This is a genomic window from Stenotrophomonas sp. 89682_Sma (assembly GCF_056481405.1).
Window position 1 is genome coordinate 4,185,561 of sequence record NZ_CM151147.1, and the last position, 23,493, is coordinate 4,209,053.

Genomic DNA, 23,493 nt, shown 5'->3' on the forward strand with positions numbered 1-23,493 from the left:
TCCCTGCTCCTGCACCGATGCAGGTCGCCGCGACGCAGGACGTTCTCCAACCCCAACAACGAGGAACCTTGAAATGGCTACGGTTACCACCAAAGACGGCGTCGAGATCTTCTACAAGGACTGGGGTCCGCGCGACGCCAAAGTCATCCATTTCCATCATGGCTGGCCGCTCACCGCCGACGATTGGGACGCGCAGATGCTGTTCTTCGTCAACAAGGGCTATCGCGTGGTCGCGCACGATCGCCGCGGCCACGGCCGCTCCAGCCAGGTCTGGGATGGGCATGACATGGACCACTATGCCGACGATGTTGCCACCGTGGTCGAGAAGCTGGGCACCCAGGGTGCCATGCATGTGGGCCATTCCACCGGCGGCGGCCAGGTGGTGCGCTACATCGCGCGCCATGGCGAGAAGAACGTGTCCAAGGCGGTGTTGATCAGCTCGGTGCCGCCGTTGATGGTCAAGACCGCAAACAACCCACAGGGCACGCCCAAGGAGGTCTTCGACCATTTCCAGACACAGTTGGCGACCAATCGTGCGCAGTTCTACCACGACGTACCGGCCGGACCGTTCTACGGCTACAACCGCCCCGGCGCGAAGCCGTCGGACGCGGTGATCTGGAACTGGTGGCGGCAGGGCATGCAGGGCTCGGCCAAGGCGCACTACGACGGCATCGTTGCCTTCTCGCAGACCGATTTCACCGAAGACCTGAAGGGCATTTCCATTCCGGTGCTGGTGATCCACGGCGATGACGACCAGGTGGTGCCGTATGCCGACTCCGGCGTCCTTTCCGCGAAGCTGGTAAAGAACGGCACGCTGATCACCTACGAGGGTGCACCGCACGGTATTCCGACCACGCACGCCGACCGGATCAACGCCGACCTGCTGGCGTTCCTGGAGAGCTGATCGTGAAGGATCCGGGAAGTGCTTCAGGCACTTCCCGGACCATCCGGCAGGCGGATTCCATTCGCGGCAACGAATGCGCGCGACGCATGCCAATAGGCCTGTGGTGGCGTATGCAGCTCCGGCTGCGACCAGTAGTCATCGAGGTGCAGCGCACCCATCACGCTGCCCCATGCAGCACGCGCATCGTGGACGCGCATCCGCCAACGATGATGCGGCGGAAAGTAGGCGTAGTGTTCGAGCGCCTGCTGCTGCGCCTGCTCTTCGGCAATGCCTGCCTGATGGATCAGCGTCCACGCATGCATATGGCGGGCGTGGGCAAGCGCACCGAGATACTCATTCTCATCCAGCAAGGGAACCGACTCACCGCGAGCCAGGCACAACGCATCCGACTCGGTGTCGTACGCCAGCGACGGCTGCGCCAGTTCCGGGTTCCGGTGCCAGTACCCTTCACCCAACACGTGCAGCATCGCCCAGTGCCAGGGCTCGTCGTGGAAGATCAGTGCGTGCTCGTACTCGCAGCCGGGGGCCTGGTCGGGATAGCGTTGGCGTGCGTGTTCGATTGCCAGTTCTTCGGCAACCTGACCGTAGCGCATCAGGCACCAGGCGAACAGATGCCGGCTGTCTTCGATCTCGGTGGTGAAGTCTTCCACCTCTGCGTTGGTGTCAGGCATGTTCGATCCTTGTCTGCGGATCAACTCTAGCCGGAGCGGCGGAATGCGCAGGGAGGCAACAATCCGCAGTCGGTCGTGCAAGGTCGATTGGTGGCCCACCAGCAACCGAAAAACAAACTCAAGACATTGATTTGTAATGTTTTTCAGCCCGGCAACCATAGCTAGGACTCGCTATTCGACTCACTAATCACAGCGTGACTATGCGGCGAGTGCGTCCATGCCTTCACCCCCTAAGAAGGAGGCGTTAGCCTTTGCACGTGGCCGCCAGGTCCCCTACTGCCTATTCGTCCACCCTTTCCCAATCGAACTTCAGCAGTGAGTCGTAAGCCCCGTCGATGAGCTTTTTGACTTCATCGTCATACTTTGAGTCTACAAAGGCTTCCCGGCCTAGAACTTCGCTCCCCCACTCGCTCCTGGCGATTCTCACAACCTCAGACGCGCATTGGTTGCCGGCTAGCCACATAACGACATCCGCCTCCTGCTGCGCAAGCGATATGTTTCGCTGCGGTCCGGTTTCCGTGTGTGCCAACATTGCAGGCATTGTCATATTGCTACTACCCACCACCGCTATTACTGGGCCAGCGTCTTGATGCACATGCACCTGCATCTTTGCATGCCAAGTTGGCGTATTTTCACCTTGAGTGCGCTGCACACTTGCTGTTGCGTTGAGTCCCGATCCTTTGAGGCTGTTGGAAAGCGCAACCATCTGGTGGACCGCAGAAGTGTTGCTTGCGCCGTACAAGTGAATTATCCGGCCACTCGCCTTAGTAAAGGAGTAGTCCGGAGTTTCCTTCTCCAATCTCTCCGCCATATCTCCCCTAAAGAAGCCAGAGGCGATGTGCAGCTCCGACATCCCTTCGCTCCTGAGCGAGCCGAACACTAGATCTCGATATACGCTGGATGCATCTTGCTTCCTCAAAACTAGCGCAATTGGCATCGAAGCACCTCTCAACGAATGAGACGCTAGCGTATCCCACCATTCGCCTCGTTCCCAGAACGACCGCTTTGTATTGCGACCTTACCAAGGTAGGTCCATCATCAAATCACCCGGCTGCGGACACGCCGATTACGCCACGACCGAGAAGGACTACGCGCATCTGGCTTCGGATGGAGATGTCGCAGCCGTGGCTACTTTGAGGTTCTAGCCACCAAGCACCTTTCCGGTGAATCAGAAGGACCTGCTGCAATGGAATCGAACAACAAGCTGCTGACCTTGATGCAGGCCGCAGAGCTTTCAGCCTGCTCAATCAAAACGCTACGCAGAGCTATTGAGGCTGGACGGCTCGCAGTAACGCGCTTGGGTCAGAGCGCCAAATCGGATCGGATTCATGTCGACGACCTTGAAAAATGGTGGCGACAGTCCCAGTACGTGGCTCCACCCATGCCAGTCTTCCCAGACCGTATCAAGGTGCCAATCTTCTCCGGCGCGGATGAGCGACTTGAAAGACTGCTGGCGACGAACAGAACCAAAGCGGCCAATAAGCCGCGACCTGGGCGAAAAGCTCAGTAGCAGAGATCCGGGCAGGCCCTGGCGGCAGGTTCCTTGGCCCTCATGCACCAGACTCAGGTATCGCGACCTCCGCACAAAACCTGTCAATGTCTGCCTTCAGCCAAACCGACCTAGCACCGATCTTGCGCGGGCTCGGGAAGGATCCCAACGCCATTCGCCGGTAGATGGTCGCGCGGCTCAAGCTCGTTCTCGCCATCACTACTTCGATGTTCTGGAGGTCGGCCTGTAGGTTCAGAATTTTCGCTTGCTTCCCAGCCATAGCCTCCACCTGTCATAGGCCCAAATGGCCAAATCCGAGCCTAGTATCGGCTCTAAAGACTCACCCGCGTTCACTCATGCCTTGGCCGGGCGCTTCTGCACTGGGCTTGATCTCAGCGATGGCTCGCGTGGTGTGGAGCAGCCGGGCCAACGCCACGCGCAGGCATATTTCAGGGAGAAGAATCCAACTGCATACCAGCGTTGGGCGTAACGTCTGCCTTGGGCGATGCTTGCGACCCAGAAGTTCCTGGCCTCCCACAACCTCCAAACACCCAAGCGGGAATGCACCCCAACATCCTTGGCCGTCGAGGCGTTGGCGACCTGCCAGCCATTCCACCAAAGGACCCAGCCCTACTGAACGACCAAGCCCCGCAAAAGCGGGGCTTGGCGAATCGAACACTTCCCTTTGGGGCATGCTCAGCTGGATGATTTTAGTAACCGGTCTTATCGTTCATGAAATGAAACTCCTTTGCGGGTGGAACAGGAGAGACAAACCTAATGCTGCTGCTGAACCCCATTTGTCTTTCGGGCCTCTTGCTCTTCCTGATCACGCTGGGAACGCCAGTCCGTTGCTAGCCCTTCCAACTCGAAGTAGGCCCTTGAGTACCTCGTCTCCGACCGTGCTCGCCGGATGAAGGGTTCAAAGACCGTAGCAGCTCTTATCACTCTGGTCGCCTCTATGCCATAAGCATAGCTCTTTTCCACAACGCCAGCGTTAACGGCAGCACAGAACTCTTCAAATTCATCGAGATAAGTGCTAACCGCGTTGTGATCTTCAACGTCCGTCCAAATCGCCTGCAGAACCTGTTGTGATATGCAACTAATTGTTGTGAAAGAATCGTCAAATTCATGCTTCTTTGCACACGCACGAATCTTGTCCGCAAGCTCTGGAGCAATGAGGCGACCAAAGAACTGGTGATAAGACAGCGTCTTGTTCCATTTTGCGGTCATCGTCAATTGCTGTGCAGTCAACGTCAGTTGCTGAACGCTGCACGCTGCTTGCCTGTTGGCTGCGCGCAGCTGCAGAGCAAGTAGAGCAAGCGAGCCGAGGCCCAAAACAATCACGACCGTCTGCACTATGAGGACATAATTTGGGACCGTCCTCATATCTGTCGGCAGCAAATAGCAGCTCATCGCGCCCAAGGCGACTACAACAAGCGCTCCCCCGATGATGCTCCCTACCTGCAATTTAGAGGAGGTCGAAGAGGCGGGTTCGGATGGGGTCGACAAGTCCGTGTCCTAGAACGAAATGTGAACGCAATGTATACGATGCCTTAGCTCCCTGCAATCTCGGTCAACCTTATATCAGCCGCTACTGCCAGCCCGCGCGAGGAGTCTTGAAGGCGCACTGCAGATTCCCTTGGACGGCGCGTAGACCTTCACATCGGCCCAATGTCCTTAACGACCGCCTGGCGCGTTTGGAGAAAGCAGATCAGCAGGCGGCCGCCTGCGACCTGCCGGCCCATCTGCTCGTTGAGGTATCTCGCTTGCAGACGCGCATGGGCCAACAGATCCGTCTGGGCCATGCTCGGCGTCACAGCTTGGAGAGGCTCGCCAGGCGACGCCAGCTGCCCGCCGATAGGCTGGACCCGGGTCGGGCGCTGACTGTCGTTCTTGGCATACGCTGTGGCTATCATCCGGCCATTCTTCGGCGACCAGCCACCCAGCACCAACTCGGTGCCGAGCTGCTCGAGCGGCAAGCCCGCCTCGGCTGCCGCCCTCTCGTAGTCCGGCCATAGCTGGTCTACAACCAAGCCCAGCTCAGCCGATAGCTGCTCCATCGTAAAGTCCGCGCGGAAGCTGGCCTGCAGCGCCAGCTCGTAGATGCGCAGGAAGAACTGGGTAGAACCTCGCGTTGCCAACACCAGGTTGTGCTGGGGGATCAGCAAGAGCTTCGCCCCGGAGGAATGGGCCCCCGTCAGGGCGTCCTCTGCCAGGGTATCCACCGCGACGACCAGGTGGTCACGAGTGAGCAGAACGTTGAGGATGCTCATTGGACAAGTTCGTAGGCCCGCGCCGACTATCTCTACTCTTCAGCCATCTGTCTAGAGCCACCAATGTCAGAAGCAATCGCAGAGGTACTGCAGCGCCTTGAAGCCTGCGAGACTTCCTTGGAAGCGCATCGCGGCTACCTGAAGGCGTTCGAGTACGGACTTCGTGCAGTGGTAATCACCCATCCCAGACCAAAAGAGATTTGCCGCATCTGGGCGCAGTTGCTTCCTGGGATTGCAGAGAAGCATTCCGGAGATGGTGGCGCCATCTACACAGCGGCCCTGCAGCAAGCGCTCGCGCTGCTTACAGATCAGATCGTGGCACCGAACTAGATCCGCCGCCCCCCTTTATCCGACGTGTATCGCCATCTCGCTACCTTGCAGGACCCCGTTGGCCGCATGCCATGGGAATAGCCAGTGCGAGCGCATCCGAAATCGATGCGAACGCATTGCGAACGCATCGCCCAAGCATGACGAACGTTTTGGAGATCACTGGGCACGTGGATGTGCGGGCTTTCAGTCCTTCTTACGCGCCTTGCGCGCCTGGCCGATAACAGCGTTGACATGCTTGTTCTTGGCGCTTTCGCCGATGGCGTTGTCCTTCACGGCGCTTGCCGGCGCCAGTGTCGAAATTACAGTCCAGACCTGCCACATTGTGAGGCCGGCAAGAATCACATAAGAAAATCCTCGAGCGCACTCCAAATTGGACTGGACGAGGGGCAGCTGCCCGACCAATGGCGCTAGTAAGCCGATGGCGAGCACAGACGCCAGCACGCCGGTAGAGTGCGCAATCGGCGTCATCAACACAGGAATTCTCAGTGGGCTCTCTTGCTTGGCTGAAGGGGGTAGCTTTCCTAAAGAAACCTTCAGCCTTTCCGGATACGCAATAGCAAGCCAAGCACCGACGACCGCAAAAATGATCGCCGCAGTCGTTCGTAGCCCCTCATATAGCGGCCACTGCTTGGAGAACGGTACAAAGCGGCCGTAGAACCCGGCCAACCCAAGAACCGAAGCACCGAGCAGGATGAGTAAGACTCTAGTCCTCGACACTTCCAGCAGCCTCCAATAGTTGTGACTTCCTCTGAACCAAGCGGTCCAGCAGCTGCGATGGTGAGACCATGCCTTCGCCGCCTTCCCGCCCCCTTCTTTCATGTCCTAGTTGCAGATCGAGCTCCAACGATGCGATAGCGTTGCTGAGCCAGTGGGTCGTACTTGGATCACCCTCCATTACAAAGCCGTAGTCATCCTTCTGCGCGACCGCGCTTTCCGCATGATCATTGACAATCTGGACAATCTGAGCCGGTTGAGCAGAAACACCCATTTCATACTTGATCCTGGTCCGCATCGTCTGCTCCGGGCGACTTGTAAACCCGAGTTCATCTACCAGACCTTGCCAGAGACTTCTGTCCTGGGGTCTGTTGCTCTCCAATGTTCTCACCCTCACGATTTTTCGTACTAGATGAGCGTTTTGAGTGATGAAATCAGACTGTTCACCGTGCCGCAAAAGACGCAACGAAAAGCGCGCCTGAACGTCGTCGTGCTCATCACCCAGTTCGTCCGCGTATGCAACGATTTTGCTTTCATCATCGGCATCTACTCTCACAGCGGGCGATGAGGTCGCCAAGAACGACTCTACGTATCCTTGGAACTGCTTGAGTCCCATAGCGCTGTCGTCGATCCGAATCGACATGACGATGCCTTCATCTGGTATTGCGGCGAAGTAGCATGGAAACCCTGGGATCGTACCTGGAACAATGGAATTCGCCATGGTGCTCGCCCGTCCAACTGGAGCGTGGGCTTGTATGGAGGCAACACTGTTGTCAGCACCTGACGGCACCTCAATCCACAGTACCACTACGTATACGCCGCTCCTGGATTCCACACTCGCCAAGTAGGCGGGCAAGGTGTCTTCCTTGTACGGCAATTTCGTATCAATTAGATCAAGACCCGTCCCCCAGTCCTTTAGCTCATAGAAGGCATATTGGAGCGTTCCGAACCTTTTGCGCCCACGCGCCGGGTAGAACCCACATGCCGATGGCGAATAGAACCTAACGTTTACCTTCACAACCGCCCCCTTGTAAATATTCCGTGAAGCTAAGGGTAGCCGGGAAAGCGGTGATGTGGAAAATTACGCGCAGTAGTGTAGGAAAATCCTTACAGCCGACGAACCGACGCCAGTGGTTAAGCCATCCCACTGCATCTAAGGCTAGCCGCCTACCGTCTCAGCAACTGATATCCAAAGCCAGAACAGTCGATCCGGTCCCCCGTACACAAACTCAGGGCTGAGCAAACCCTATGCGAACAAGGAATCACACAGGAAGCAGACTGTCATTTTTGACGTGGTCGCCCCACAACTTAGGACCTGTCAAATTGTGGGCCCCACTTCGTTTCTGAAGCTTGAACGATGCGTTCGCATGGCGCTTGCCCGACAGGCAACCCCTACACACTACGGATCCGGTCATGCCTAGACTTCGCTTCGTCGTCGTAGCTATCCTCATCTTGCTTGGCGCCTGCGCCGGACGGCCAGAAACTTGGACAGCCTTCGTCTACCCTCCCGGGAAGTCCTTGGCAGCAGAAGACGCCTCCAAGGCGATCTACGGCCACTACGCGTCCTTCGAGCAATGCCAGCAGGCCTCGATTAGCGCACTAAGGCAATTGGCATCCGATAACAAGTCGGAAGACTTCGGGAGCTATGAGTGCGGCGTTGGCTGCCGGTACGAGAAGGAGTGGGACATGTACGTCTGCAAGGAGACCCGGAAGTAGGGCTAGTGCAGTGGGAAGATGTCCTGGACCGAATGGAACATGTCCACCCCGGCGATCCACCGTCCATTGCTGAAGTAGCTGACCAGCCCGCATTGGCAATTGCCACCCACCAGGACTGGGCATTGCCCGTCATGTAGATCGTACGCCCTCCAGGGGGCGCCAATTGCAGCGGTAGCCACTTGCATCCTGCCTTCAAAATCCTCAGGCAGGCATTGTCGTTCGGCAGCAAAGACTACATAGGTCACTCCGTCCCAAGACTCTTGAGAGCTATCCGCTTCTAAAGTAGAAATGGCCCCTCGGTCATCAGCCACGAGCACCCTCCGGCTCATTGTCAGCTGTCATAGCTACCAGCTGCACCGTGATGGCTCGGACCGGCTCCGAATCAGGGTCTATCCCGACTGACTGGACCGGCTTCCCGTAGCCCCGATCCAGTAGCGCCTCACTGGCTGCTTTGGCGAGGGCCGCGTTATCGCCCCTCATGATCGCCACCAGCTTCTCAATTGCCTCACGGCCGTACTCTCGCGCCAGCTGTCGAACCTCAAAATCCACCCTGGGCCGGCCACTCGGGTTGCCCGATTGTCCTGGCTTGAACGCCATAGCCTTCACCTATTGTTTTCAGTTGTTACCAATGTGAACCCGTGCTTTCGGAAGCTCTTGTCCGCTGCATCCAGACCTACCTCCTCGACGTGTCGCTGGAGGAAACTCGCGGCTACCTCGGTGATGTCCAAGCCGCCGAGGTAGACGCGCTGACCCGCGTTGGCCCGAAGCATCACTGCAGCGATGCCCTTCACCGCTGCGGGTGACAGAGAAGGCGCCATTGCCCGTCTCCTTTGGGTTAGATTGCTTGGGTGTACATTTCGGGGTCGCCACTGAACCGGCCGAGCAACTGGCTCCAGTTCGATGCGGTCTGCCAGCCACCGGCTGCGCCGCCACCGCGAGTCAGCCCCATGCTCGGCGCCACTGAGCCATAGCCAACGTTGCTGCCGCCCATTGAGCCGCCGCCACCGCCACCGCCGATGAACCCGCCCACGTTGTTGCCGAGGTCAAGGTTCGATCCAGCCGGAGCCGCTACCTGCTGGCCCCATACGCTCTGCGGGTTCCACTGGCCGACGCTTGCCATGCCATTGCCAAACTGGGTGTTGCCGAAGCTGCCCATGGAGCCCGGACCGCCCGTGTAGCCGTACCAGTTGCCGCCAGGGCGCTGAGCGCCTAGGCCGAGGTTCTGCGTTAGCTGGGCGGGGGTAGGTGCGGTGTATGCCCTGCTGGCACCAGGAGCCCCCGGGATACCGATCTGCTCCATAACCGGCTTTCCGATACCGTAGTCAGCCCCTCTATTGACCCAGCCGGACAAGCCCCTGTCGACGGCCTGAGATACCAGCGGTCCAAACAAGAGACCGCTACCAAACTTCGCGACAGTTGCAAGGGCTGCCCGACCACCATTGCCCATGTAGTTGCCACGGGCGTCGAAAACTCGCCCGGGCACTACACCGTTCGCGATGCGATTGCGCGCCCCCATGAAGAAGGCTGGAACTCTTGAATCTGCCATTGCGTGCTCCTTGGGCGCCTATGCGCCCATTCATTTTTTTGAGTGTTTGCGTGGTGCAGGCGGGGTGTATCCTGAACCCACACCTCTCCGATGGACGGGAAATGGACGCCTGGGAAAAGACGAGCTATCCCCTGCCGCAGCCGCCGAAAAGCAACCCCGTTTCTGATGGACGGAAGGGCGGCCTGTATGGCCTTGCCTTTGCCGGCTTGCTGATCGCAGTCCCCGTTCTACTGGCGGGCTTCGTAGTGCTCGCTTTTACGGGTTTCGCTGTGGCCTCGTAGCCTCAAGCCGATCTGCAAACGCATCCAGATCCGGGTTGTCTTCTCGCTCTGCAATTTCCCGCAGTAAACGCGCTTGCGGGATCAGCTCACCAATTGGCTTCTCGCCGTTCTGCGCAACCCAGCGCACGAAGCCGGGGCTGGTCAAAAGGTGGGCCAATCCATTCAAGCCACCAGCCAGCGCCATCGAGCCTGAGACAATCCCTGCAGCCAGCAGCGGACTACCCGCCACCAATGCGCTACCGGCACTGCTCGCAGTACCAGCCGACTGAGTTATCAAGGAGATCAGGCGAGCGGATCCAGATGGATTTCGGAACACCGAACTTCCCTGCCGAATTCGATCCGTCATCCTGGCGATCCTGTCCATGTCCTGCCGGAAACCGAGGCCATGACGGTCAAACAGCACTCGCTTGGCCTCAGGGCTCATGTTCGCCCAGTTGGTGAGGAACGTCTCCATACTGAAGACGTCACTGTCCGCATTCTGCTGACTGCCAGTGGCTCGACCCATCCGGCGAATGAAGGACGCCGATACTTCACGCTGGGCGTCCTTTGGCAACGACTGCATCACCGCTCGCAACGTGGTCGCACCCTCTCGGGTGTTGCCAAACGCCGCCTTGTAAACAGCCTCCGGTCCGCCGCTCTTATCCACCACATGCGCCACGGCGTCGATTCGATTGCTACGCGCCGCGTAGTAGGCGTTTGCCCGACTCCAAGCCTGCCGCGCTTCGGGTGTCGTGGCGGCGGCCTCCATATCCTTCGTAAGTGCCCCATAGAGCGTTTTCCACTTGTCCCGGGGAACGCTGTCAGCCAAGGAGTAGTTATCGAGCTCCCGCCCAACCAGCGTGCGAAGCTTGGTAAGCGCCTGATACGGCAGTTGGTTGTCGGCCATTCCAGATACGGCGGTCACCACCTGCTCGTCGATCTGCTGAGGCGTCAGAACGGGAAGCGAGCCACGCAACCCCAGTGACTGAAGGCGCGCGTTCTCCGCAGCTGCCCGCTGCGCCTGCCCCTCAAGCTGCTGTTTCAGCTGCTCTGCTTGCCGCTGTACATCAGGGCGCTGCAGTGCTGCCTCCATTCCGCCGACATCCTCGTCCAATGCACCGCCGATTCCTCGAATGCGAGCGTTCTGGAATAGGCGCGCAACGTTGGGGGCTCCTTCAATGGAGGCGTTCAGATCGGCAAGCGCCCTCTGCGTGTTCTCCACAGGCACCCGTGCATCCGGTGCAATTTTCTTCAAGACTCGACCGTAAAGCTCCTCCGCCCTTTTGGCCGTCTTGGGGACGAAGGCGGCAGCGCTCTTCCCCTCAATTCCTTCTAGGATGGTACGTCCTGCTTGCTCTGGACTCATGGCTCGGCCACGTGGAGAGAGTTCCGCCGCGTACTGACCAATCGCCGCGTTGGCGTTATCCGCCTGGTTGCGCGCAAGACGCGCAATCGGACCAGAGCCGCCAGCAACGTTGCCCAACATGGTCTCTGTAGCCTGGGCAAACCTCCCGCCCGTTGCCTGGCCCACACTCGGTGAAGTACCTGCTGCCGCGAAATCGGAAATCGCCCTTTCCACGTCCTGAGCAGTCACGCGCTCACCCGAAGCATTGCGGCCCCTTAGCGCTCCACGGGTAGCATCCGCGACAGCCTGAGGAACGAAGCCGCTACGCATGCCGGGAAGTGCTGAGGCGAAGCCTGGAGCGAAGCCACCAGCCAGCCCAGCGGCTACCTGTGCACCAGTACCACCACCCGCCTCACGAACGGCTGAGCTTGCGCCTGTGCCTGCCACAGTGGCAGCGGTCTGCAGGACAGGATTTGCAGCGAAGAACTCGCCGGCAGTCTGAGCAAGCCCTCTGCCACCGCTAGCCGCTGAGCCTGCGCCCAAGGTGAGCGCTGTACCGGTCAGCCCTTCGCCAATGTCTGAAACAATGCGCTGTGCCTTCGTCTGGGGCCGCTGCATGCCCAACTCATCTGCAATCTGCTCGCCGACCTGGCGATACGGGGCAGTCGGAACGAAGCTGTCCCGCCCCGTAGCGATATCCTCTTCCGTAGGTTCGTGCAGGCGGCGCCGAATCGGATCCACGACATAGTGATTGAAAGCGTCACCGCCAACGGCACCGAGAAGGCCGCCAGCGCCTTGAAGGACTTGGCGCCCGCCGTACTGGCCCAGCCACCGACCTATGGCGTTGCCTGGCAACTCGGCCGTGCTATCCCAACTGGTCGTTACCTCGCTGAAATCAGGCTTGGCGGCCTGTACGGCCGGGAGCGTCACGATCTCATCGAGCTGGTCGAACTGGTCAAAGACGTTCTGCCCGGTCGGAGAAGGTACCGATGGGGCATCAAACTGATCAAATGGATTTCTTTCCATTGGCTACCTCAGGTAGTCATCTGCGCTAACGCCGTACTTCTGCTCGAAGGCGGCACGCATGTTGGGGTTCTTCCGAAGGAAGTCCACCGCCGCTGGGGGAACTGCGGCAGTGGACCTACCCACTACACGCTCCGGCGCGTAGTTGTATTCCCGCGCCAAGCCCGAGTACTGCTCTCGATAAGCGTCGATCTGAGACTTTGCCTGGTCGTGCAGCCCCTTGGCGGAGTTAACAAAGCCAGTTCGCTGCTCAGGGTTCAGCCGCTGACCATCTCGGAGCCTGTTGTACTCGTTGCGGATGCGGTCCGGAACGCCAGCAGCGTTCTGAGCATTCGCGAACTCGCCCTCGCGAACCACCGAAGTGGGATCAAGCATGCGCATGTAAGAAAAGATCAACGCAAGATCGTTCTGCGCAGATGGATTCTTCGCGGCCTGCGCGATCTGCTCGTAAGAGTGGACCACCGTCTGAGGAACCTTAATCTGAGCGATGAACTCTTTCCGCAGCGCCTGCTCTGCCTGAGCCAGATCTCCGGGGGCAGGATTGTTCTTTCGATCTGCGGGGCCGCCAGGGATAGCTTCTAGCTGTGAGCCATCGGCACTAAAGCGGTAGCCAGACGGAGCTTGACGCTCCGCCTGACGAACCGAACGATCGGGTCTGAAACCAATTTCCAGACCAGCAGTTCTCGCCGGCCTCGGCTGGCCTGCCTGCGCCAGCACCTTCGGAACATATGCCCGGGTCTCTGCCGGAGCAGATGCAAGCATGGCGTCAACATTACCGCCTGCTGCACGAAGGGCATTGTCTACGTTTCCCGGACCCCAGTTGTAAGCCGCCAAGGCAGCACGCGGGTCTGCATACTGGCGGAGCATGGCCCCAAGATAGTCCTTACCAACACGCTCTTGCTCAGCCGGAGACTGATCACGGGCAGGCGCAACGCCGTAGCCCGGATCGCGCAGCGTGCCCGGCATCGTCTGCATGGTGCCAACTGCACCCTTGCTCGACACGGCAGCCGGGTTGCCACCCGACTCCACCTGCATCACGGCCTGTTCAAGGCTTGGCACGACGTCAGAACCGAGCAGTCCTCGATCAGGTTTTGCATAGATGGACTCCTGCTCATTGTGCAGTCGCTCAGCGTAAGCATCCGCCTCTTCTGGCGTATTGAACTTCCCGAGGTATCGGCCGGTACGCTCGTAGTTGCGGATTGCCTCATCCTCCGACACGATTCGGCCATCGTCGGACACGAGCGGAAGCAGCACTTCTTTCCCATCAATGTTGGTCGAGAAGGAAAGAACCGTGCTGATCGAACCATCCGGATTCTTGACCCGTGGCCGCATGGTCAGATCAATGTTTCCTGCGCCAAACTGCCCGAGGGAACCGGGGGCAAGAAGTCCACTGGCAGGCATCTGCAGCCGGGCTGTGGCCGGCGACAGAAGACCTGCACTCGGCAACTGCGGTGCAGCGGCTCCTGAGCCAAGCAGACCTTCACTGATGATGTTGCCTTGGAGATCCCGGTACTCTTGGGTTTCGGTGTTGCGGATGACATCCAGCAGCCCCTCCTTACCCGTCTTCGGGTCGCGATAGCCGATCTGGCCCGGCTCCCATTTCGCCTTCGGGCTCACCTTCTGCCGGAACTCCTGGGCGCCAACGGGGTCGACACTTGCCCACTGACTCCATGAGCCCTCATTGAGCGATCCGTCAGGGTTAAGTACGCCTCGCTGAGCCTCTTCGATAGCCGCGTTCCGCAGCATGCCCTGGCGAGTCCGAGCGAGGATTTCGTCCTTGTAGCGGGCGTTCTCGGCATCGCTCACGCCTTGATTGGCTGAGAGAAGCCCACCTTGAATGCCGTTTGCCAATGCGGCGCCAAAGTTGCCTCCGGTCGGCCGGAGCATGGCAAGTCCAGCGGATAGCAAGCTCTGGCGAGCAACCGCGCCTTGGTCCTTCTCGGACAGGCCCTGCCATCTCGGCGTGACCCTGCCGAAGAAATTGTGAATGTAGGAGTTCATTTGCTTCCTGTGCTTCTAGGGCGTCTCATGCGCCGGATGGGAGTGGGCGGCGCCACCACTTCGATGACGCCGCCCAGGAGCCCGCCCTTGGGTAGTAGAGCCCCTACTACTTATGGCGTTTGGCGGGTGTAAATCGCTCCCGGGCAAATTCGCTAGGCACAAAGAACCCAGAGGAAAGGGCTGGGTTTACTGGTTAGCCACTCGCCGTCACATTCAAGATTCTTCCCACGCCAACATCCCATCCTGTGCTCTCTCCGAGCTCCTCCAGCAGGGCGTAGCTGGCCCGTTCAAGCCAATCCCAGAGAATGGCTTCGACGGTAGACACCTGCTTCCGATAGGTACCCTCTCGAACTCGGGCACTACGCGCGCCGTCCTTGTAGCTGCGCCCGACGCCGAGAAGCTTGGCCGCCGCCGCCCTTGCCACTTCAGCTGTATGTCCCATCACGGTCAGATAGAGCTCGACCTTGGGCCATAGCTCCATCCTCTGTGCTGCATAGACCATCAGCCATGCCTCAAGTGGGCCGTCAAGTGACGCGTCGGACAATGCCAGCAGCACTGGCTTCACCGGCCTCACAGTTGGGATGACCAACGCGCCTGCAAAACTGTGGTTCTCCCAGCGCCGCACGCGTCGGACACGCGTGGCGCACGCGTCCGCACGCATGTTCGCTACTTGGTCGAAGTCCTCAGCGGCTTTCCGGTCCTCAGCCCTGAAGGAGCGTAGAGCGGCTGCCCGTGCCCTTGTACCTTTAGGCAGATATCCCCGAGCGTCCTGAACTACTCGCCCCCTGGTGTGAATGGCTAGCCCCGCTGGTTCAATTGAGCCGTCTTCATCAGGCAGAACCTCCACCCAAGTCGCTTGCACTGGCAGCGACATGCATGGCCCGCAACCGAAGGCAGCGGCAAGTGCCTTGGAAGCTCGATCCACGTTAATCGATCCTTCCAGCCAGGGCTTTGACAGCCCTGAAATTTCCGGTGCTCGTACCTGCTTTAGGCTAGCTTTGAACTGAGCTCGACCGTTCAAGGGGCGCCCTCCCTAGAGCAAAGCTTCAGAAGCACTGGAAGCAATGAAGAGCGCGCTCCGCTTGGTATATATCTAGAAGGGTGTACACATAGCGACCTCGAAGGGGTGTGGATAACCGCCTGACTGGCCTGCATTGCGACCTCGTAGGTCTCTATGCGGGCCAACTCATAGCGGGATTGGCCTGCATAGCGACCTAGTTGGCCTACATAGCGACTACCCATTGCGTTTCCTCCACAGGTTCAGTGGAGTTACGGTCGGTGGCTCAAGGTGCTTTTCGGACTCATCGACGGCGTAATAGGTCAGCGCGTACAGGCTGCACATGTTCTTGCCGCCTTTGCGCGTCTCGATGATCCAACCTGCGGCAAGAAGCTCCAGCTTGGCGCCGTGCACCGTCGCCTTACTCCTCCAGCCACGAGCCGAGAGCACCGACCACGGGATGCTCAAATCGCCGTTCTTGCCTGGTCGGTATTGGCGGGCCAGCTCCAGCAACAGCTTGACGGCATTACCGGACAGTTGACCAAACTCCGGCGAGTCGGAAATCCTGTGCTCGAGCATCAGGAATGGCGCGCCCTTCGACCGCCCTACGAGCTTCTGCCGTCGCCTTTCAGAGTTTTTCTTAGGTAGCGCCTGCCCATAGCGGGCGCCGCCCTCTGGAGACCGCTGCGCGCGATCCTCACTTGTGCTGTGCATACACCCCCCAAGGGCATAGGTATGAGCCCGACTAGGGCTTCTTGCGACGCGCCTTCGCGGCGCGCTTCCCAGGCAGGTGCGCCCAGGTCTGTCCGCTACGAACTTGGTTCACCGTGCGAAGAGATATCCCGAGTCGCTTGACCCAAACCTTTGACGGAATGCTCTCCGTGCTGTCGCGTATTGCGCTGACTTGGTCGGGCGACAATTTGCAGTACGGTGATCTACAGCCGTACAGCGCCAGACTCCTATTAGCCTGCCTGGCGCGGTTCTCCTGGGGGGTCACCAAATCTAGATTAGACAGCGCGTTGTTGCCCGCATTGGAGTCGAGATGATCGATCTGCATGCCCTCAGGGATGGGTCCGTGAGCGGCTTCCCATACCAGTCGGTGCGCGTACCAAGTCACGGGGGTACGGGCCTCTGACTGGCGCCGTATCACCCTCACATAGGTGTCCGAAGTCTGGATCCCTACCTCTAATCCATCCGGCTCAAAGATCCTTCCGGTGGAAAGACTGACAAGGAGGCCAGATGACGCGTGTGGCACAAGCTGACCAATAGCCTGCTCCGTCATAGCTGCCCCTCCTCCCGGTCGTCTGGCTCAATCTCCGGTTCCCTTGAGGCGCTCAATGTCTGCCAGGCGCGCTGAACGTCTTGCGGGACGTAGTACTCGACCACCTTGTACGATCCGTGGTCGTCCTCATGCGTGGCGGGGTAAGCCTCAATGAGCCCACGCTCTACCAGCTCCCTGACGGCGCGCCGCGTAGGGGCTGGACGAGCGCAGCCGGCCGTCCAACCGGCCGCATCCAGAAGAGCCGACTGCTCCCGGTTAAGGCAGGAAAAATTGAACCCGTTCACGCTGCGACCTCCGTGGAGGCCGCAGCGAGCCGTGCGGGTAGTGTGTAAAGGCTATCGAGGTAGACGAATCGACGCGTGCCGATGCTGACTGTCTCAAGAAGACCGGCCTTTGCCAGCTCATATGCCTTGGAGCGACCGATCCCTACCTTCGCGCATTCCGGAATGAAGGGCCGGAAGTCCCGATGTCCATACGTATCCATTGACTGCACCGTGTGGCCGCTGTGCGCGGCGGGTGAGTCGAAATCTAAGGACCAAGGCGGACCGGGAACATGTTGTCTATTCTGGAAATATGCTCGTACGTTCAGCCTGAACCAAATCCCAGAAATAGAACTTAGATTCAGGTCGCGCGAGCTGCGGCCTTCACCGGGGCGAGCTTTGAGATCGCCGCTTCGTCCAGATCTGAGGTGTCAAAGAAGACCGAAGTCAGCGACAAGACAACAGCCCGGTGAGGCTTCCCAAAGTGACTCTGGAGGTCTTCAGTCAGACGCCGAATGAAGCGTAAACGCTTAACATTCGGATCGTTAGGCTTCTTAATTTCTGTTTTCAACTCTGGGAGCATCAGGGCCCCATTGTGAATTGCGTCAAACACCAAGCCCAGGTCGGCCATGATGCCGTGATAGATGGCGAATCGCTTATGAACTAAGTCTTCCTCTTGGTCATCCTCATCGGCGAAATTGACGCCCATGCGCCTCTGGTAATTCAATGCGCTCTCGAGGGCTGCGTGATCGAAGAATGGCTGGAACGGCCAATCAAGTCCGTACTGCTCTCGGTAGAAGGGGATCAGAAGCTCGCGTAGCGCCTCGCAATGGAGCACGATCTTCTCCGCGCGCTCCTCGCGCTGCTTCTGGGTCAACTTTTCGAAGGGCTCCAGCTCTGCGAGCCCCCTGCTAACAGCCGCGTGTATCCAGTCCCCTAGACTCTTCGAGATCATAAATGGACGGTGGGCTCTGCCTTCGAGTGTGCGCAAGCAGAACTCGTAGGCAGCCGAACCCGAGAGAGCGTCCCTTACCATGGCGTACTGTGGATCGATGAACTCTTTGCTGGGCATGAGCGTTCCCTTGAAGCATTGAGCGCGCCCAGGCTCGAGTGCCCGGGCGCAGCGTTCTATGTAGTCTCCCGCCTAGGGCCCCCAGAGCTGTTTGTATCCTCCCTAGTGGCCTTCAGACGAGCCACAGTGTCTCTTATAAGCTCACGGGCCGCGCGCTTGGCTTGCGCCTTAGTTCGGAGCGGAGGGCAATCAGCGGACGGATTACGTAAAAGGTCCTCGGCAATACCGTCGATAAGTTGCTTTGCTCTCTTCTTCGCCTGCTCCGCCACTTGCCTCTGAAAGCTCCGCTCGCGCCTGGCTAACGCTAGGTCCCGCCGCCGCTGGCGCTTCTGGCTTGCCTTTAGGGCGACCTCGGGAAAGCCTAGAGGAAGCATCTCTTCAGTGCCGTCATGAGCCACCGCGTACCAGTGCACGCCCCTCCGCTTGTTGTATGAGGCCTCCTCAAACATATGGCGACCTGCACCCGGATTCAGAGGTTCTTCCACAGGCCGCCAGCCCAGTGCCTGTGCACGTGAGAGAAGCTGATCGGCCCCCATCATTTCCGTCACAACTTCATCTCTGCTATCGAAGTAGCACAGGCAGAACCTGTCTCGGCGGTGCACGGCCAGCCAGTCCATGCAAACGAGTTGATGAGAGATGAGCAAGCGGGGAGCCACCCCCATTGCCAAGAGTCCGTCAATCGGGTCGCGGGCCTGAATGGCCGGCTCACAGCCGCTGGGATCTTTATGCGCTCTCTCGGACGCAGCACTTATACTCACGCTATCCATGATCGACTCTCCAATAGTCGGTGGTGGTAGGCCGAGCTAGGGGTTCCAGCCCCTTTCTCGGCCGCTTTGTTTATGCGGCTGTGCTTCTTTGACCGGCCCTCCTTAAAGGCCTTTCTCTGGCGGTTAGGCGCGCTTGGCTGTGAAAGCCAACACGTTCGGTTCCGCAACACGCAGTTGGTCGAGGTAGTCGGACCAGGCCTGCATCATCTTCCTGCGCTCCGGCAGGTGGGTCGCTCGGTTGTAGGCACGCCCAAGTGGGTCCTTCACGGCGTGCGCCAACTGATGCTCGATGTAGTCCGGGCGATAGCCAAGCACTTCATCCAGCACCGTTCTTGCCATCGCTCGGAAGCCATGGCCCACCATCGTGTCTGAGTCGAATCCAAGATTCCGCAGCGCCGCGTTCAGCGTGTTCTCGCTCATGGGCTTTTGGGCACTACGGACCCCAGGAAACACGAACTTGCTGCGTTTGGTGTAGGGATACAGGTCCCTCAGCACTTCCACGGCTTGGCTCGAGAGCGGAACGATGTGCGGAGTCTTGGTCTTGCTGGTGACGTAGCGCCACTCTGCAGCATCGAGGTCGATGTCAGCCCACTTCGCCTGCCTCAGCTCCCCGGGACGGACAAATAGCATCGGAGCGAGCTTTAGCGCGGCCTGTGTGACCAATGCCCCCTGGTAGCCCCACAGCGCGCGCAGGAGGCTACCTATAACGGCAGGGTCGGTCACGCTGGCAAAGTGCTTGGTCTGAGGCTGCTCAAGCGCTCCTGTGAGGTCCTGAGCGGGATTCCGATCAGCACGCCCCGTAGCGATGGCGTAGCGGAAGATTCGGCCGGCGTGGGCTCTAGCCCGATGTGCAGTCTCGACTACGCCTCGCTGTTCCAGCTTCCTAAGCGCAGCCAGCAGAACCGGCGCAGTGATGTCCCCAACGGGCAGATCCGCCAATCCAGCCAGATCCTTCTCGATCAGCCGACGCTCGCGCACAACGGATCCAGGGGAAAGGCCTTCCTTTGTTCGCTTGGCGAGCAACTCCAGGCCGATGGCACCGAAGGTGTTCGCGGCCCGTTCTCCTTGTGCTGCCTTCTCAGCCCTCGCCACCTGAGCGGGATTGGCTCCGCCGCGCAGCAGCGCACGTAGACGGTCACGTTCGACGCGAGCAGCCTGCAGCGACATTGAGGGGTACTCGTCGAGGGTGACGATGCTCGCCCTACCGGCGTACCTATAGCGGTACCGCCAAGCCTTCGACCCCGTTGGACGCACCTCAATGCATAGCCCATTTGAGTCAGCGATCCGGTAGGCCGCTGCCTTGGGCTTAAGTGTGCGAACTTTGGTGTCGGTGAGCATGTGAGTCATCCGCCAGTGAGTCGGGGTCGGGAATTACCTACCCTCGACTCACAGCCTGACTCACTTTTTTTGCGGATGCAAGTGGCTGCCAACGGATGCCGATGGACGGTCAAGCAGCCTAAAAGCCCCATCCCGCCAGCACTCTTGGACATCCCCGGACTTCGCTGGACGTCAATGTGGTGGGCCCACCAGGATTCGAACCTGGAACCAAGGGATTATGAGTCCCCTGCTCTAACCGTTGAGCTATAGGCCCTGTAAGGGTTTCAGGCGGTTTTGCGCGGTCGCCGTTGTAATTTCGGTGTAATCGCGTCGCCGGAAAGCTGTTTCTGTAGGGCCGCCATAGCGTCCTGCATAGAAGCCGCGTGAGTGTACCTTTCGGCCATAGCTCTTGTCTTCCAGCCGCCCATTGCTTGGATGGTGGCCGCATCGAGCCCAGCATGCGCGGCGTTGGTCGCGGCGGTGTGCCGCATCGTGTGCGGGGTCACATGCTTGGCGATGCCCGCGCGCTGCACGCACCGACCGAATACGGCGTTCATCTGATAGGCCCGGCCACTGCCCGCGCGCTGCGATGGGAATAGGTAGGCCTCAGCCTCCATTCCTTTGATGACCTTGCCAAGGTACTGCGCCAGCACTTGCGGCATGGGCTGCTCGCGCCGACCAGCCTTGTCCTTGCCGATCCACAGAATCCTGCGCTGCACGTCCACGTCGCCAGCGCGCAGGTTGAGCGCTGCGCTGTGCCGCAGGCCGGTGTAGAGCGTCACCATCACGAACCGATGCGCCAATGGCGACACGTCCTCCTGCGCGGCCAGCAGCAGCCGCTGCGACTCTTCCGGCGTCAGATACACCAACTTTCCCTGCGGCTCGCGCTGGCGGGCCAGCAGCGGCGCAGCGTTGAGGATCTTCCGGCGCCGCATCGTGTTGAGCATGTGCAGCAGCGCAGAGCGCTCACGGTTGATCGTGCCCGGGCTGGCGCCCTCGCCCTTCCGCGTGGCCACGTAGGCGAGCCAGTCATCATCGGTCAGCCTGGCCACCGGCCGGCGCCCGAGGTGGGGCTTGATGTGATCGCGGAACCGCCGCTCCTTGGTGTCGATGTCCTTTCCGTCATGCCGGCGGAGATAGTCCAGGTAGTCGTCAGCCGCCTGCGCGACCGTCTGCGAGGCGTTGCCCTTGCTCCCCTGCACCCCGTGGGACGCGCTGCGCTTGGCGGCCTTGAGCGCGGCCACCACGTCCTCCGCCTGCGTACGGGTGTACCCCTCCGACTCCAAGCCCACCACCTGGTGATGCCGGCGCCTGGCCACCATCACGTTGACCGACCATCGCCCATCGCCGTTCGCGGTACGGGTGTAGGTGATCCCGTGTTCGCTGATCGACTGGCCGGGCTTCAGCGCGCGCTGCGCCGACCTGGTGAGCTTGACGTAGGCAGCCACTACTTAGCCTTCTTCACGTCCAGTTCGTGAGTGGTTTCAGCCAAGCGCAATTCGAGCAACGTCTTAAGCGTTTCCAGTTCTTGCATGCTCTTTTGCACCTTCTCCATGTTCTCCTGGACTTGGCGCGCGTTGCGCTCAACAGCTTTCCGATAGGCCACCAGGTTGACCGCAATATCCTGCGCGAGACCGCCGTCCGCAGCCTCGCCGGCTGAGTACGCCTCAGTGAGTCGAAAAACAATCTCTGCCGACAACGAACGGCCGGAGCGCTCAGCTTCCTCTTCGACCTTCCGCATGAGATCGACCGGAAGCCGCAGTTTGAATTGGTGAAATTCGGGTGCCATGGGCGAATGATGGACCAAAATTGTCCTTGACGGCAACGGACAACAATGGTCCACTGCGCCAGAGGGACAACAATGGTCCCTCAATGGACCATCCAACCATGAGACGCCAAATGACCACAAAGGAAACTGCAATCGCTCCCCCAGCCGCACGACTCGACGCGGCCTCCGCAGCGGAATGGCTGGGGTTGAGCAAGAGCACGCTGGACAAGATGCGATGTGAGGGGCGCGGCCCGCGATACCTGCGGGTGGGCAAGCGCTGCTTTTACCGGCCTGCCGATCTGGACGCCTACCTGGAGGCCGCAGTTGTGGAGACGGCGGACAGCCGTGCGCTGCCCCGCTGAAAGAGAAACGGCCCACCCGGTTGCCGCCGGAGTGAGCCGTGAAAGCCACGTCCGAACCGACCAAGGAACGAACTGACCATGAGCGTTACTGTACCGCATTCCGAGCACGACGCCATCGGGCAATCCCCCGATGCGCATTCAGAAATTCCCGACACTCGCGAGCCTGCCGATACCAGGTACGACTGGCTTAGGGAGGAATGGGACCGATCGACGTTGCCAAAGTCGGTGGCCCACCGCATGGAGAAGGTGGATCGCACCATTCAAGCCGTAATGGGGCTGCAACGCGTGCTCATGCGCGAGCATCGCGGCCGATCTCTTCAAGCCGCCGATCCGCAGAGCATCCGGCATGACGGCCTTGACGAGTACGAGATTGAGGCGATGCACGACGCGGTGCACTTGCTGGTCTATACCGCCGCCGACGAAATGGAATACATGCGCACGAACCGTAATCAGTTCTGGAGCGGCATGAGGGATTGGGTATGAGCCGCCGTCCCGCAGTTGAACCCATCGCATGCGACTGCTGCGGCAAGCCGCTGCTGCCGGTGTTCGGCACGTTCCATCGTGTGGAGCGGGAGTTCGGCTGGGCCTCCCTCCCCTACGTGCTGTGCGGTGACTGCGCCCTGCAGCACAGGGGCAACCCGTCTGAGGCCCGCGTGCGCGAGTGGATCATGACGCGCGCGGCGCGCGCTGGGGCCGAGTGGAGCCGCTCTGTCGGCCAGCTACTGGCAGGGGCACACCTGAGATGACAGAGCGCGAAGCCCGCAAGCAGGCACGGCGGCGGGCACGGGCCACGGGACGTAGCAGCAGTGTCTACGTCCCCATCTCTCCGCACGTCCGGCTCTATGCCTGGGAGCTTGACTGTCCCGCCTATCGGACCTTGAACCCGGATGCACGCGCGCTCCTGGTCGAGCTACGCGCGCTGTATCGACCATCCACCGGCAATGAGGTCTTCCTCAGTGTCCGGGAGGCGCGCCGGCGCTTGGGCAACGTAGGCCAGGCGAAGGTGCAAGCGGCGTTTGCTGCACTTGAGGAGCGCGGCTGGATCGAGGAGGCCAAGGCCGGGAGCTTCGATCAGAAGACAGGCACCGGGCGCGCGCGCTCGTTCCTGTTAACGAATGTTGGCACCGACGGCAGCGACGCCGATGCCAAGAAGACCTACATGCGCTGGAGGCCATACGCCGACGAATGCCAAAAAAACACGGTACTCAAGGTGAGTACACCCCGTACTCAAGGCGAGTACGGTCATGCCTAAACGTAACGGGTTCCTAACGAAAGCGTACTCAGGGCGAGTACGGTCAAGCCAGATTTCGGGGCAAAACCGTACTCAGGGTGAGTGCACAGATAACTACTACCAGGGGGTGTGTGGTTCTGCGCACACCCCGCCCCTGCTGCACGC

Annotated in this window: 26 protein-coding genes and 1 tRNA gene; 7 read left to right on the top strand and 20 right to left on the bottom strand. The window is 59.8% G+C overall.

Annotated features, from left to right (window positions below; all coding sequences use genetic code 11):
• The first annotated feature begins 73 nt into the window (after positions 1–73).
• Positions 74–904 carry an alpha/beta fold hydrolase gene (locus tag ACZK29_RS19275; protein ID WP_111204606.1) on the top strand — a complete coding sequence of 277 codons (831 nt, stop codon included), beginning with the start codon at positions 74–76 and terminating at the stop codon, positions 902–904.
• Positions 905–927: 23 nt separating this feature from the next.
• On the opposite strand, the gene ACZK29_RS19280 is transcribed toward ACZK29_RS19275, so the two are convergent.
• Positions 928–1,734: a hypothetical protein gene (locus tag ACZK29_RS19280; protein WP_478446371.1), complete on the bottom strand. Its 807-nt coding sequence runs from the start codon at positions 1,732–1,734 to the stop codon at positions 928–930.
• Between the two features lie 121 nt (positions 1,735–1,855).
• Positions 1,856–2,428, bottom strand: a complete 573-nt coding sequence (locus tag ACZK29_RS19285; protein ID WP_033833985.1) for a phospholipase D-like domain-containing protein — start codon at positions 2,426–2,428, stop codon at positions 1,856–1,858.
• Between the two features lie 333 nt (positions 2,429–2,761).
• On the opposite strand from ACZK29_RS19285, the gene ACZK29_RS19290 reads away from it, so the two are divergent.
• Positions 2,762–3,085, top strand: a complete 324-nt coding sequence (locus tag ACZK29_RS19290) for an excisionase family DNA-binding protein (RefSeq protein ID WP_146110232.1) — start codon at positions 2,762–2,764, stop codon at positions 3,083–3,085.
• 40 nt (positions 3,086–3,125) lie between these two features.
• Here ACZK29_RS19290 and ACZK29_RS19295 read toward each other — a convergent pair whose 3' ends face one another.
• The 3 genes from ACZK29_RS19295 to ACZK29_RS19305 all read right to left on the bottom strand — a co-directional run bounded on the left by ACZK29_RS19295 (position 3,126) and on the right by ACZK29_RS19305 (position 5,337).
• On the bottom strand, positions 3,126–3,344 hold the full coding sequence (locus ACZK29_RS19295; protein WP_033833986.1) for a helix-turn-helix transcriptional regulator: 219 nt from the start codon (positions 3,342–3,344) through the stop codon (positions 3,126–3,128).
• 494 nt (positions 3,345–3,838) lie between these two features.
• Positions 3,839–4,573, bottom strand: a complete 735-nt coding sequence (locus ACZK29_RS19300) for a DUF4760 domain-containing protein (protein ID WP_146110233.1) — start codon at positions 4,571–4,573, stop codon at positions 3,839–3,841.
• A gap of 149 nt (positions 4,574–4,722) precedes the next feature.
• Entirely contained in the window at positions 4,723–5,337 is a 615-nt protein-coding gene (locus tag ACZK29_RS19305) for a hypothetical protein (RefSeq protein WP_033833988.1), read from the bottom strand.
• Positions 5,338–5,400: 63 nt separating this feature from the next.
• Here ACZK29_RS19305 and ACZK29_RS19310 point away from each other — a divergent pair, with 63 nt between their 5' ends.
• Positions 5,401–5,667 (top strand): hypothetical protein, encoded by a 267-nt coding sequence (locus ACZK29_RS19310; RefSeq protein ID WP_033833989.1) that lies wholly within the window; start codon positions 5,401–5,403, stop codon positions 5,665–5,667.
• A gap of 183 nt (positions 5,668–5,850) precedes the next feature.
• Here the strand turns inward: ACZK29_RS19310 and ACZK29_RS19315 are convergent, their stop codons facing one another.
• The 15 genes from ACZK29_RS19315 to ACZK29_RS19385 form a co-directional block, all read right to left on the bottom strand.
• On the bottom strand, positions 5,851–6,333 hold the full coding sequence (locus tag ACZK29_RS19315; protein ID WP_140416073.1) for a hypothetical protein: 483 nt from the start codon (positions 6,331–6,333) through the stop codon (positions 5,851–5,853).
• Between the two features lie 37 nt (positions 6,334–6,370).
• Positions 6,371–7,102, bottom strand: coding sequence for a hypothetical protein (locus ACZK29_RS19320; RefSeq protein ID WP_146110234.1), 732 nt, complete (start codon positions 7,100–7,102; stop codon positions 6,371–6,373).
• Between the two features lie 1,298 nt (positions 7,103–8,400).
• Positions 8,401–8,694 carry a DUF5681 domain-containing protein gene (locus ACZK29_RS19325; RefSeq protein WP_033834018.1) on the bottom strand — a complete coding sequence of 98 codons (294 nt, stop codon included), beginning with the start codon at positions 8,692–8,694 and terminating at the stop codon, positions 8,401–8,403.
• Positions 8,695–8,699: 5 nt separating this feature from the next.
• Positions 8,700–8,915 carry a hypothetical protein gene (locus ACZK29_RS19330; protein ID WP_033833993.1) on the bottom strand — a complete coding sequence of 72 codons (216 nt, stop codon included), beginning with the start codon at positions 8,913–8,915 and terminating at the stop codon, positions 8,700–8,702.
• Positions 8,916–8,932: 17 nt separating this feature from the next.
• Positions 8,933–9,643, bottom strand: a complete 711-nt coding sequence (locus ACZK29_RS19335) for a hypothetical protein (protein ID WP_478446372.1) — start codon at positions 9,641–9,643, stop codon at positions 8,933–8,935.
• A gap of 255 nt (positions 9,644–9,898) precedes the next feature.
• A complete protein-coding gene (locus tag ACZK29_RS19340; protein ID WP_051383671.1) occupies positions 9,899–12,274 on the bottom strand; it encodes a TrbL/VirB6 family protein in 2,376 nt (791 codons plus the stop codon).
• Between the two features lie 3 nt (positions 12,275–12,277).
• Entirely contained in the window at positions 12,278–14,272 is a 1,995-nt protein-coding gene (locus ACZK29_RS19345; RefSeq protein WP_051187997.1) for a lytic transglycosylase domain-containing protein, read from the bottom strand.
• A gap of 193 nt (positions 14,273–14,465) precedes the next feature.
• A complete protein-coding gene (locus ACZK29_RS19350; protein ID WP_146110236.1) occupies positions 14,466–14,837 on the bottom strand; it encodes a hypothetical protein in 372 nt (123 codons plus the stop codon).
• A gap of 669 nt (positions 14,838–15,506) precedes the next feature.
• Complete coding sequence (locus tag ACZK29_RS19355; protein ID WP_447608097.1) at positions 15,507–15,983, bottom strand: hypothetical protein; 477 nt, start codon at positions 15,981–15,983, stop codon at positions 15,507–15,509.
• 31 nt (positions 15,984–16,014) lie between these two features.
• Positions 16,015–16,551: an HNH endonuclease signature motif containing protein gene (locus tag ACZK29_RS19360; protein WP_033833997.1), complete on the bottom strand. Its 537-nt coding sequence runs from the start codon at positions 16,549–16,551 to the stop codon at positions 16,015–16,017.
• Positions 16,552–17,172: 621 nt separating this feature from the next.
• Entirely contained in the window at positions 17,173–17,883 is a 711-nt protein-coding gene (locus ACZK29_RS19365) for a hypothetical protein (RefSeq protein WP_235642988.1), read from the bottom strand.
• A gap of 890 nt (positions 17,884–18,773) precedes the next feature.
• Positions 18,774–19,988, bottom strand: a complete 1,215-nt coding sequence (locus ACZK29_RS19370; protein WP_033834002.1) for a tyrosine-type recombinase/integrase — start codon at positions 19,986–19,988, stop codon at positions 18,774–18,776.
• A 177-nt stretch (positions 19,989–20,165) separates the two neighbouring features.
• A tRNA-Ile gene (locus ACZK29_RS19375) sits at positions 20,166–20,241 on the bottom strand.
• A gap of 10 nt (positions 20,242–20,251) precedes the next feature.
• Positions 20,252–21,415: a tyrosine-type recombinase/integrase gene (locus tag ACZK29_RS19380; RefSeq protein ID WP_099554625.1), complete on the bottom strand. Its 1,164-nt coding sequence runs from the start codon at positions 21,413–21,415 to the stop codon at positions 20,252–20,254.
• Complete coding sequence (locus tag ACZK29_RS19385) at positions 21,415–21,756, bottom strand: Arc family DNA-binding protein (RefSeq protein WP_134735048.1); 342 nt, start codon at positions 21,754–21,756, stop codon at positions 21,415–21,417. The genes ACZK29_RS19380 and ACZK29_RS19385 overlap by 1 nt, the downstream gene beginning before the upstream one ends.
• 209 nt (positions 21,757–21,965) lie before the next feature.
• Here ACZK29_RS19385 and ACZK29_RS19390 point away from each other — a divergent pair, with 209 nt between their 5' ends.
• The 4 genes from ACZK29_RS19390 (at position 21,966) to ACZK29_RS19405 (ending at position 23,349) form a co-directional block, all read left to right on the top strand.
• Positions 21,966–22,097 carry a hypothetical protein gene (locus ACZK29_RS19390; RefSeq protein WP_478453105.1) on the top strand — a complete coding sequence of 44 codons (132 nt, stop codon included), beginning with the start codon at positions 21,966–21,968 and terminating at the stop codon, positions 22,095–22,097.
• A gap of 78 nt (positions 22,098–22,175) precedes the next feature.
• On the top strand, positions 22,176–22,580 hold the full coding sequence (locus ACZK29_RS19395) for a hypothetical protein (protein ID WP_478446373.1): 405 nt from the start codon (positions 22,176–22,178) through the stop codon (positions 22,578–22,580).
• Positions 22,577–22,843, top strand: coding sequence for a hypothetical protein (locus ACZK29_RS19400; RefSeq protein WP_049417694.1), 267 nt, complete (start codon positions 22,577–22,579; stop codon positions 22,841–22,843). Before ACZK29_RS19395 ends, ACZK29_RS19400 begins: the two co-directional genes overlap by 4 nt.
• Complete coding sequence (locus ACZK29_RS19405) at positions 22,840–23,349, top strand: phosphatase PAP2 family protein (protein WP_065428228.1); 510 nt, start codon at positions 22,840–22,842, stop codon at positions 23,347–23,349. The genes ACZK29_RS19400 and ACZK29_RS19405 overlap by 4 nt, the downstream gene beginning before the upstream one ends.
• Positions 23,350–23,493: the final 144 nt, after the last annotated feature.